Origin of the sequence: Streptomyces sp. B15, assembly GCF_018070605.1 — a bacterium.
Classification (GTDB): Bacteria; Actinomycetota; Actinomycetes; order Streptomycetales; family Streptomycetaceae; genus Streptomyces; species Streptomyces smyrnaeus.
Window position 1 is genome coordinate 1 of record NZ_JAGPXJ010000191.1, and the last position, 2,818, is coordinate 2,818.

Here is a 2,818-nt window from a genome sequence, read left to right on the forward strand (position 1 = left end):
ACGGTGCCCTGCGGCTGACGGAGTTCACCGGCACCCTCACCGACTCCATCCGTTCCGCGCGGTCCGGTACGGCGCCGCAGGCCGTACCGGACCGCCCCACCCGCCCCACCCCGGAGTCCGTATGACCGCCTCCCCCTCCCCCGAGCCGGCCGGCCGCGTCCTCGTCGCCGGGATCGGCAACATCTTCCTGGGCGACGACGGCTTCGGCGTCGAGGTCGTACAACGGCTGGCGCGGCACCCGCTGCCCGAGCACGCCCAGGCCCTGGACATCGGTGTACGAGGCGTCCATCTGGCCTATCAGGTGCTGGACGGCTGCGAGACGCTGATCATGGTGGACGCCGTGCAGCGCGGCGGTGCCCCCGGCACGGTGCGGCTGATCGAGGTGTCCGAACAGGACCGTGCGGCACCGGAGGGGGTGCCGGTGGTCGACGGGCACCACATGTCGCCACAGGCCGTGCTCGCCCTGCTGGAGACACTGCGCGAGGGCATGGGCGGAAGCACCCCTGGGCGGGTGTTCGTCGTCGGCTGCGAGCCCGCTGAGCTGGCGGAGGGCATCGGGCTGAGTCCGCCGGTGGCCGCCGCCGTGGACGAGGCGGTGGAGTTGGTGCTGCGGCTGCTGGCGGATGCCCCCGCGCACCCCTCGCCCGACGAGGCGGCCGACGCCGCGCCGGACGGGGCGGCCGAACGGCGGACGGCCGCCCGGGACAGCGGCGTGGCGGCGAAGGGGCGGCCCTCGGCGCCCCTGTAATGGTGCGAGCCGCAGCCTGGTCCATACCGCGCAGGGGAAGTGACCGATGCACGAGATGTCCATCGCCATGGCAGTGGTCTGCCAGGTCGAGGAGGCGGCGCGGACACACCACGCCGTGGGCGTCGAGGCCGTCACCCTGCGGGTGGGCGAGCTGGCCGGCGTCGTCCCCGAGGCGCTGCGCTTCTCGTTCGGTCTCGCCTGCGAAGGGACCGTACTGGCCGGTGCCGAGCTGGTGACCGAGCAGGTGCCGGGGCGTGCGCGGTGCACGTCCTGCGCCCGTGAGTGGGCCACGGGTATGCCCCCGCGGCTGTGCTGCGAGCAGTGCGGCGACTCCCGTACCGAGCTGCGATCCGGCCGTGAGCTGCAGATCGCCACCGTGCGGTGGGCCGAGAACCCGCAGCGCGCCCTAGCCCTTGAGGAGCTGTGAAGCCATGTGCCGTGTCGCCGATCTGCAACAGGCCGTGCTGGCGCGGAACGACAGCCGCGCCGAGCGGCTGCGCGCCGAGCTGACCGCGCGGGGTACCGCCGTGGTCAATCTGCTCTCCAGTCCGGGCAGCGGCAAGACGGCCCTGCTGGAGGCGGAGTTGCGGCTGGCGCGGGAGCGCGGCGTACCGGCGGCGGCGCTGACCGCCGACCTGGCCACCGAGAACGACGCGCGGCGGCTGGCGCGCTCCGGGGTGCCGGTCAAGCAGGTGCTGACGGACGGGCTGTGCCATCTGGAGGCGGACATGCTCGCCGGGCACCTGGCCGACTGGCTGCCCGCCGACACCCGGCTGCTGTTCGTCGAGAACGTGGGCAATCTGGTCTGCCCCGCCTCCTACGACCTCGGTGAGTCGCTGCGTGTGGTCCTCGCCTCGGTCACCGAGGGCGAGGACAAGCCGTTGAAGTACCCCACGGCGTTCGGGCTGGCCCAGTTGGTCGTCGTCACCAAACAGGACCTCGCACAGGCGGCCGGTTTCGACCGGGAGGCCTTCCACGCCAATGTGCGGCAGGTCAATCCGGGGGTCGAGGTCGTCGACACCTCGGTGCGCAGTGGCCTGAACCTCGGCGTGCTGCTGGAGCGGGCGCTGGCGGCGGGCGACGGTACCGCCGTGCACCGTCCGGTGATGGCCCGTCGGGCAGCGGCCGGCCCGCACACCGAAGCGCACCCGCACGGCCGTCCGTACGCCCACGGGGACACCGGCCCCCACGCGGACACCGCCCCGCACGCACCCGCCGAACCCCACGCTCATGTCCAAGGCTGACGTCGCCCGGGCCGAGCGCAGCCGGGTCCTGATCCGGGGCGTGGTGCAGGGTGTGGGGTTCCGCCCGTACGTGTACGCGCTCGCCGACCGGCTGGGGCTCTCCGGCCATGTCACCAACACCGGCGAGGGGGTGGTGGCCGAGGTGGAGGGCGCCTGGGAGGCGGTCGCCGCCTTCCGGGCGCGGATCGGCGCCGAGGCCCCGCCGCTGGCCGTCGTCGAGTCGGTCACGCACCAGCCCCTGCCCCCGGTGGGCGCCACGGGCTTCCGTATCGTCGCCTCCCGCTCCGGTGGGGCGCGGCGCACCCTGGTCGCACCGGACACGGCCACCTGCGAGGCCTGCCTGCGGGAGCTGACCGACCCGGCGGACCGCCGCTACCGGCACCCCTTCGTCACCTGCACCGACTGCGGGCCGCGTTTCACCATCGTCACCGGCCTGCCCTACGACCGGGCCAACACCACGATGCGCCGGTTCGTGATGTGCGAGCGGTGCGCCCGCGAGTACGACGACCCCGCCGACCGGCGCTTCCACGCCCAGCCCGTCTCCTGCCACGAGTGCGGACCCCGCGCCCGGCTGCTGGTGCCCGCGGCGCCGGAGCCGGGCTGGACGCAGGCGCCCGGCGAACCGGTGGCCGGGGCCCGGCAGTTGCTGAGGGACGGCGCGGTGGTCGCCGTCAAGGGGCTGGGCGGCTACCACCTGGCGTGCGACGCGGGCAACGAGGAAGCGGTGCGGCTGCTGCGCCGTCGTAAGGCGCGCGGGGACAAGCCGTTCGCGGTGCTGGCCCGCGAGGTGGCCGACGTCGCGCGGCTCGCCGTCGTGGGCCCGGTC

The 2,818-nt window shown here is 74.4% G+C and carries 4 protein-coding genes; all 4 read left to right on the plus strand.

What is annotated here, in order from left to right; genetic code table 11:
- The first annotated feature begins 121 nt into the window (after positions 1 to 121).
- On the plus strand, positions 122 to 748 hold the full coding sequence (locus KBY19_RS35705; protein WP_099885394.1) for a hydrogenase maturation protease: 627 nt from the start codon (positions 122 to 124) through the stop codon (positions 746 to 748).
- Positions 749 to 794: 46 nt separating this feature from the next.
- Positions 795 to 1,175, plus strand: coding sequence for a hydrogenase maturation nickel metallochaperone HypA (gene hypA, locus KBY19_RS35710; RefSeq protein ID WP_099885393.1), 381 nt, complete (start codon positions 795 to 797; stop codon positions 1,173 to 1,175).
- A gap of 4 nt (positions 1,176 to 1,179) precedes the next feature.
- Positions 1,180 to 1,992 carry a hydrogenase nickel incorporation protein HypB gene (hypB, locus tag KBY19_RS35715; protein WP_247691752.1) on the plus strand — a complete coding sequence of 271 codons (813 nt, stop codon included), beginning with the start codon at positions 1,180 to 1,182 and terminating at the stop codon, positions 1,990 to 1,992.
- On the plus strand, positions 1,979 to 2,818 hold an 840-nt coding region (locus KBY19_RS35720; RefSeq protein ID WP_210967505.1), incomplete at its 3' end, for an acylphosphatase. The genes hypB and KBY19_RS35720, both read left to right, overlap by 14 nt.

Excerpts from the sequence above, each read along its gene's own strand:
- KBY19_RS35705 (WP_099885394.1), top strand. The coding sequence starts at position 122 with ATGACCGCCTCCCCCTCCCCCGAGCCGGCCGGCCGCGTCCTCGTCGCC.
- hypA (WP_099885393.1), top strand. The coding sequence starts at position 795 with ATGCACGAGATGTCCATCGCCATGGCAGTGGTCTGCCAGGTCGAGGAG.
- hypB (WP_247691752.1), top strand. The coding sequence starts at position 1,180 with ATGTGCCGTGTCGCCGATCTGCAACAGGCCGTGCTGGCGCGGAACGAC.